Source organism: Binatus sp. (SeqCode) (genome assembly GCF_036522015.1).
In the GTDB taxonomy this organism is placed as follows: Bacteria; Desulfobacterota; Binatia; order Binatales; family Binataceae; genus Binatus.
Window position 1 is genome coordinate 1 of record NZ_DATDGQ010000157.1, and the last position, 6,475, is coordinate 6,475.

The 6,475-nt window shown below is 61.1% G+C and carries 8 protein-coding genes and 1 tRNA gene; all 9 read left to right on the forward strand.

Annotated features, from left to right (window positions below; translation table 11 throughout):
• A partial coding sequence (ftsY, locus tag VIW95_RS06430; RefSeq protein ID WP_331584611.1) for a signal recognition particle-docking protein FtsY occupies positions 1 to 839 on the forward strand: 839 nt, incomplete at its 5' end.
• Positions 840 to 886: 47 nt separating this feature from the next.
• Positions 887 to 1,135 (forward strand): cell division protein ZapB, encoded by a 249-nt coding sequence (locus VIW95_RS06435; protein ID WP_331584612.1) that lies wholly within the window; start codon positions 887 to 889, stop codon positions 1,133 to 1,135.
• Between the two features lie 3 nt (positions 1,136 to 1,138).
• On the forward strand, positions 1,139 to 1,411 hold the full coding sequence (locus tag VIW95_RS06440; protein ID WP_331584613.1) for a cell division protein ZapA: 273 nt from the start codon (positions 1,139 to 1,141) through the stop codon (positions 1,409 to 1,411).
• A 267-nt stretch (positions 1,412 to 1,678) separates the two neighbouring features.
• Entirely contained in the window at positions 1,679 to 2,395 is a 717-nt protein-coding gene (locus VIW95_RS06445; protein WP_331584614.1) for a 5-formyltetrahydrofolate cyclo-ligase, read from the forward strand.
• On the forward strand, positions 2,328 to 3,875 hold the full coding sequence (rny, locus tag VIW95_RS06450) for a ribonuclease Y (RefSeq protein ID WP_349259298.1): 1,548 nt from the start codon (positions 2,328 to 2,330) through the stop codon (positions 3,873 to 3,875). The genes VIW95_RS06445 and rny overlap by 68 nt, the downstream gene beginning before the upstream one ends.
• A gap of 159 nt (positions 3,876 to 4,034) precedes the next feature.
• Entirely contained in the window at positions 4,035 to 4,289 is a 255-nt protein-coding gene (locus VIW95_RS06455; RefSeq protein WP_331584616.1) for a hypothetical protein, read from the forward strand.
• Between the two features lie 688 nt (positions 4,290 to 4,977).
• Positions 4,978 to 5,529: a hypothetical protein gene (locus tag VIW95_RS06460; RefSeq protein WP_331584617.1), complete on the forward strand. Its 552-nt coding sequence runs from the start codon at positions 4,978 to 4,980 to the stop codon at positions 5,527 to 5,529.
• A gap of 188 nt (positions 5,530 to 5,717) precedes the next feature.
• Positions 5,718 to 6,257 (forward strand): hypothetical protein, encoded by a 540-nt coding sequence (locus VIW95_RS06465; protein ID WP_331584618.1) that lies wholly within the window; start codon positions 5,718 to 5,720, stop codon positions 6,255 to 6,257.
• A 71-nt stretch (positions 6,258 to 6,328) separates the two neighbouring features.
• Positions 6,329 to 6,404: transfer RNA gene (locus VIW95_RS06470), tRNA-Gln, on the forward strand.
• Positions 6,405 to 6,475 lie beyond the last annotated feature (71 nt).

The following is a 6,475-nucleotide window of genomic DNA, read 5'->3' on the forward strand; positions in this document are numbered from 1 at the left end:
AGGGCCTCGAGGAGGCGCTGATCGCCGCCGACGTCGGCGTCGAGGCGAGCATGAAGATTTCGGCCGCGGTGCGCGCGAAGTTGGGCAACGACAATCGCCCTGACGCGATCCGCGACGCGCTTAAGGCCGAGATCGCCACTATCATGACGTCCGCCGATCGTGCGCCCGCCGACTCGGGCGACGCGCCGCTCGTTATCATGCTGGTCGGAGTCAACGGCGTCGGCAAAACGACGACGGTTGCGAAACTGGCGGCGCGGCTCAAGGCCGAGCGCGGCAGCGTGATCGTCGCGGCGGCGGACACGTTTCGAGCAGCCGCAATCGAGCAGCTCGAAGTATGGTGCGATCGCGCCGGCGTCGACATTATCAAGCAGTCGCAAGGCTCGGATCCTGCCGCGGTTGCTTTCGACGCGGTCAAGGCCGCAGTCGCGCGCAAGACTGGCGCGGTGCTCATCGATACGGCCGGGCGGTTGCAAACCAAAGTTAATTTGATGGAAGAGCTCAAGAAGATTGCGCGCGTCGTCGCGCGCGAGTTGCCGGGCGCGCCGCATGAGACGTGGCTCGTGCTCGACGCCAACACCGGTCAGAATGCGCTCAGCCAGGCCGCCGTTTTTCGCGACGCGGTACCGGTGACCGGAGTGGTGCTGGCCAAGCTCGACAGCACGGCGAAGGGCGGCGTGGTGGTCGCGGTAGCGGAGCGACTCAAGATTCCGGTACGGTTCGTGGGACTGGGCGAGGCGCTCGAGGACCTGCGCGAGTTCGACGCGCGCGAGTTTGTGGACGCGCTATTTGCAACTGACGACGCAGGGGAGCAGAGTTCCAGCGGTTCTTATGCAGCTTGACAGCGTAGTTTATCGAAATTTAAACTAAAGGTAGAAGATTTCCTCCCATGGCCATAGATGTCTTAAAGCAACTAGACGAACGAATTCAAGCTTCCGTTGCGCGTATCCATCAGTTGCGCAAGGAAAACGAACAACTCGCGCAGAAGCTTGCCGAAATGGAGAAACGCTATGCCGACGCTTCCGGTATGGTGAAGCAGTTGAGCGCCGAGCGACAGCAACATGAAAACGAGCGCAACGATGTGCGCACGCGGATCGAAAAAATCCTCACCCGCTTCGACGGGATCGATCTTGGATAGGGAATGAAGGGCGTCAACGTCCAGATCATGGGACAAAGCCTGACGGTCGCCAGCGAGGCGGGCGACGACTGGGTCAAGTCCCTGGCTGAGACGGTGGACGAGAAGATTAAGGATATCCGCGCCGGGAGCCAGACAATCAATTCCGTGAACCTGGCAATCCTGGCTGCGTTAAACTTCGCCGAGGAACTCGAACACCTGCGCAAGGAGCATCAGGAGCTGGTGGATCGGATCGCGGCGATGAATAAACGGCTGTCCGCGGCGATTGACGGCGAATGACGATGAGCACGATTCGTCATGACGCCGCGTGGCATCCGAGAGGTGAGCGATTTCGGACGGGGGCGGGATTTGGAATTGTGGATCTCGAGAGCAGCCTAAACGCGGTGCTTACAAGCATGAGGCCCGTGCGATATTTTTCGACCGCATCGAAGGCTTTCGCGACGCAACGTTTCGCGGATACAGGCCGGCTGTCAGCCGGTTCGAGAATGACAACGACACGCGCGCGCGAGGGCGCCGCGCAATCGAGCAGTTGAACCCGCTCCCGCCATGGCAACGACTGTGGCGGACGAAAAGAAAAATCTTCGCGCGATCATGATCGCATGCCGCGACGCGCTCCCCGGCGAGCGTGCGGCGGCAATGTCGGAAAGCGTCGAGCGTCGAGTGCTCGCGAGCGAATCTTGGCGTGACGCATCCGCAATTGTTCTGTACGCCGCAATCGGTAACGAAGTTTCAACTAACCGCATATTGTCCGACGCGCTCGCGTCGGGACGCGCTGTCTTCTATCCGCGGGTAGATACTGCAACGGGCACGATAGTCGCGCGACGCGTTCGCGATCGCGCCGAGCTTGCCCGCGGTGCGTACGGAATCCTCGAGCCGCCGGCGTCGGCGGAAGTTCTCGACAGCAAAATTTTCGCGAAAGTTCTCGTCTGTGTTCCCGGCGTTGCCTTCGGACTCGAAGGTCAGCGACTCGGACGTGGCGGGGGTCACTATGATCGTTTCATCGGCCAACTCGGCGGCGAAGCGATCACTGTGGGGCTCGCCTATTCATTCCAGCTGCTCGATCGGATCCCCGAAACGGGGCTCGACCAGCGGCTTAACTTCATCGTGACCGAGTCCGTAGTTCATCGTGCCTGCGAAGCGCCACTGCCAGCACGCCGAACGCGGACGAAGGAGGTAAACCCGGGTGGCTCTAATCATGGCAATCCTGGGATTCATAGTTGGTGGCGCGGTCTTTTTCATTTGGGGAATAACGAAACAGCGTAACGACGCCGTTAACCTGGAGGCCGCGCGCGCTCAGGCCGAGGAAATAACCAAGGCGGCTCAAACCAAGAGCCAGCTAGTAGTCAAGGAGGCTGAACTAAAAGCGAAAGATATGGTGGTCGGCGCGAAGGCCGACGCCGAACGCGAGATGCGCGATCGCCGGCGCGAGATTGCCGCGATCGAACAGAAGCTCGAAGCACGCGAGGAGACTTTCGAAAAGCGCCAGGAAGCGTTCGAGCGGCGCGAAGCCGATCTCAACCGGCGCGATCAAAGTTTGCGCACGCGCGAGAAAAGTCTCACCGACAAGGAAGAAGTACTGCAGGCCCATATCGACGAGGCTCGCACCAAGCTCGAAGCTGTCGCCGGCCTGACCCGCGAGGAAGCCAAGCGCTCGCTGATGGACGAGATGATCGGCTCGGCGCGCACCGACGCCGCCAAGCATATTCGTATCGTCGAGGAAGAGGCGCGCGAAGAGGCTGACCGCCGCGCCAAGCGAGTCGTCGCGATTGCGATCGAGCGGCTGGCGGGCGAGTTCGTCGCCGAGCGTACGGTCTCGGTGCTCGCGCTCCCCAACGACGAGATGAAGGGCCGCATCATCGGCCGCGAAGGTCGCAACATCCGCGCGATCGAGGCAGCCACCGGCGTGGATATCATTATCGACGACACTCCCGAGGCGGTGGTGATTTCGTGCCACAACCCGATTCGCCGCGAGATCGCGCGCGTCGCGCTGCAACAGCTCATCTCGGACGGCCGCATTCATCCCGGACGGATCGAAGAAGTCGTGCGCAAGGCGGAGCAGCAGGTCGAGGAATCGATTCGCGAGGCCGGTCAGCGCGCGATCATCGAAGTCGGCGTGCACGGAATCCATCCCGAACTGGTCAAGCTGCTCGGGATGCTCAAGTATCGCTACAGCTACGCGCAGAACGTGCTGATGCATTCGATCGAAGCCGCGTTCATCTGCGGAGCGATGGCGGCCGAGCTAGGGCTCAACGAAAAGCAGGCCCGCCGCGCCGCGCTGCTGCACGATATCGGCAAAGCGCTGACGCATGAGGTCGAAGGCTCGCACGCGCTCATCGGCGGCGAGATCGCGCGCAAATACGGCGAGTCGGCGAAGATCGTAAACGCGATCGCGGCGCATCACGAGGAAGTCAAAGCCGAGACGATTCTCGCGCCGCTGGTCGATGCGGCCGACGCGCTCTCAGGTGCGCGTCCGGGAGCGCGGCGCGAGGTGCTCGAGAGCTACGTCAAACGGCTCGAGGATCTCGAGACCATCGCGAAGTCGTTCAAGGGCGTCGAGAAATGCTTCGCCGTGCAGGCGGGGCGTGAGATGCGCGTGATCGTCGAACCGTCGCAGATCTCGGACGAGGACACCTCGATGCTGGCGCGCGACGTCGCGCGCAAAATCGAAACCGACATGACGTACCCCGGCCAGATTCGGGTGACAGTCATCCGCGAGACACGAGCAACAGAGCTAGCTAAGTAGCAATTGCGCAATTCCAATGCGAAGGCCCGATCGCAGAGATGCGGTCGGGCCTCCGCACTTTAGCAGTATGCTTCCGTTACGTGTTGTCCTGCATTCACACACCTGTCAACCTGACGCGGAATGCGAATCCTGATTCTGTCTCTCGCGCTCTGCTGTTTGATGGGGTGCAGCACCTGGGAGGGGGTTCAGGACGATCCTGCCAATCATCAGAAGATCGTGACAGCCGCCGCCCGCGGTCTCGACGCATGCCAATCCCGCTTGGATGAGCTCGCGCAGGGGAACGTCACGATGCTGGAGCACAGCCGGCAACTTATGCTGACTCTCTTCAGCTTCGGTTATGTACCGTCCTACGTATGCGTCGGCAAAGTCCCGTACGACGGCTCCAATGCGCCGACAGACTCGAGCAACCAGTAGAAAAGGGGTTCCCGGATATGTCTCTACGTCTCAGGCACATACTTCTCGTCTTGTGCTTTGTCTCAGGCTGCTCCGTATTCATGGAGGCGACGCGTCCAACGCCTGTCGATCTGGGGAAGTTCCATCCCGGTGACAGCCGCTCCTCCGTCACGCAGGAGCTAGGCTCGCCGGTCACTACGAGCAAAGGCGCCGGCGGCACGAGCTGCGATTTATACTTGCTTTACACCAAGGGCTACGGCATCGCGGCTAAGGCACCGATCGCGGTCGGCGAACTCGCAGCCGATGTCTTCACGATAGGCCTGGCAGAGATCGTCCTGTCGCCCACCGAGGCTGCCACCAGAAACGAAAAGAGGACGGTATGGTTCTGCTACCAGAATGACGCGCTCTTAAGCGTGACCGTAAAGAGTGCAGGGGCCGAGACGTCGACGCCCACGACGCCGACATCGTCCCCAGCGTCCATGAGTTCGTCTCCGACCCCTTCTATCGCGTCCACGCCTGTTCCATCCGAAGGCTCCACTCCGACAGATCTCGCCACGCCTGTGCGGTCAAATCCCGCGACTGCGACACCGCGCGCGACTCCGTCGACCGGCGAACAGTCGCAGTGAACTCCAGCCGGAGGCACGTCCGCTTAAACGCGGTCGGGCCTTCGTGCGTTAACGCGACGCTTCCGTTACGTTCTTACGTCGCAATGTTTGAAGCCGAACGAATCGCCGGAACTGATTTCGAACCACGCTGGCTGCGCGAGTATCTTCGGCCGCCATTTCGCAAGTACGAATTCACGACGCCGATGAGTCCTGCCCACGCCGCGCGCATTCTTCAAGAGAACGTCGAGCCGCCGCGGAAGTGGGGATGGCCGACTTCCAGCAAGCGCGGATATTTCGAGGGCAAAGTGGCGGGCAGCCGTTTCAAATTCCATCGTGTCGCCGGTTATCAGAATTCATTCCTGCCGATAATCGAAGGAAGCTTCCGGCGCGACGCCGTGGGAACCCTGGTAACCGTAAACATGCGACTGGTGTGGCTGGTCGTGCCGATCTGGATCGGCATAATAGTCTTCCTGGCATGGAGTTCGGTGAGCGTCGATTCAGTAGTGGCCGGACCGTTCGGCGTTCGAGTGGTGGTAATCGCGATGACGCTCTTCATCTACCTGGTCGCGACCGTACCCTTCGCAATCGAATCGCGAATCGCGATGAAGCGCCTGTTGGATCTTTTTCGCTCCGGTTCTGCTCCTTTGTCACTCTGACCGAAGCGAAAAAACGCGAGGCCAGCATGTCATCCTGACGACGGGAGCGTTAGCGACGGGAGGACATGGCTTCTGGTCTCCGGACAGCTTCGCGCACGGGAAGCCGGTTCCGGTTTCCAAAATCGCGCAGCGGTCCTATACGCTCGCACTTTACCCCGCTCGAACTCAGCAGCTATCATCGCTCCACGATGCCCACGACGCGCGAAGTCCTCGATGCGACCATCGCATTGGAAAAACAAAGCATGGCGCTCTACGCGCGCTTCGCGAAAATTTTTGCGCGCGAGCCCGCCTTGCAGGATTTCTGGTTCGGGATGGCGCGGGACGAAGCCCGCCACGTTGGCGCGCTCGACCTGGTGACGACCGTGCTCGATCAGGAAGAGATGCTCGACAAACCAAGTCCAATCTCACTCGAAGACGCGACTATCGTGCGGTTGCGCGCGTTGCTCGAAAAGTCGCAGAGCGACGCGACGCCGGGAATCAGGCTCGACCGCGCGCTTGAGATTGCGCTCGAAGTCGAGGAGACCGAGCTCGAAGATCTCGTCTCGGATTTGCTCAAGGCGCTGCAGGCGCCCGACGAGTACGAGCGATGCCTGCGACTGCTGGTCCACGACCTCGGCGAGCTGAGCTACATGATCGAGCGCCACTCGGCTAACCCGGCGCTGCTCTCGCGATGCGACGCGCTCGTCAATCGCCACGCCGAGACGCTTCGCCACACGTCGATTAGATAGCTTCGCGCAGATAGCCTCGCGGCGGCGCGGTGGCGCGCGCGACGGGCGTTGGTTATATTTCAGGGCTGCGCTGAGGAGTGGCCAAATTGGTAAGGCACCTGACTCTGGATCAGGCGATTGTAGGTTCGAGTCCTACCTCCTCAGCCAACATGATTCTCCGGCGCGCCGCCAAAGCGCCCGACGATGGTCCCATCGTCTAGTGGTTAGGACACCGGCCT

Coding starts and splice junctions, on each gene's coding strand:
- VIW95_RS06460 (WP_331584617.1), top strand. CDS start 4,978: ATGTTTGAAGCCGAACGAATCGCCGGAACTGATTTCGAACCACGCTGG.
- rny (WP_349259298.1), top strand. CDS start 2,328: ATGGCAATCCTGGGATTCATAGTTGGTGGCGCGGTCTTTTTCATTTGG.
- VIW95_RS06455 (WP_331584616.1), top strand. CDS start 4,035: ATGGGGTGCAGCACCTGGGAGGGGGTTCAGGACGATCCTGCCAATCAT.
- VIW95_RS06435 (WP_331584612.1), top strand. CDS start 887: ATGGCCATAGATGTCTTAAAGCAACTAGACGAACGAATTCAAGCTTCC.
- VIW95_RS06440 (WP_331584613.1), top strand. CDS start 1,139: ATGAAGGGCGTCAACGTCCAGATCATGGGACAAAGCCTGACGGTCGCC.
- VIW95_RS06445 (WP_331584614.1), top strand. CDS start 1,679: ATGGCAACGACTGTGGCGGACGAAAAGAAAAATCTTCGCGCGATCATG.
- VIW95_RS06465 (WP_331584618.1), top strand. CDS start 5,718: ATGCCCACGACGCGCGAAGTCCTCGATGCGACCATCGCATTGGAAAAA.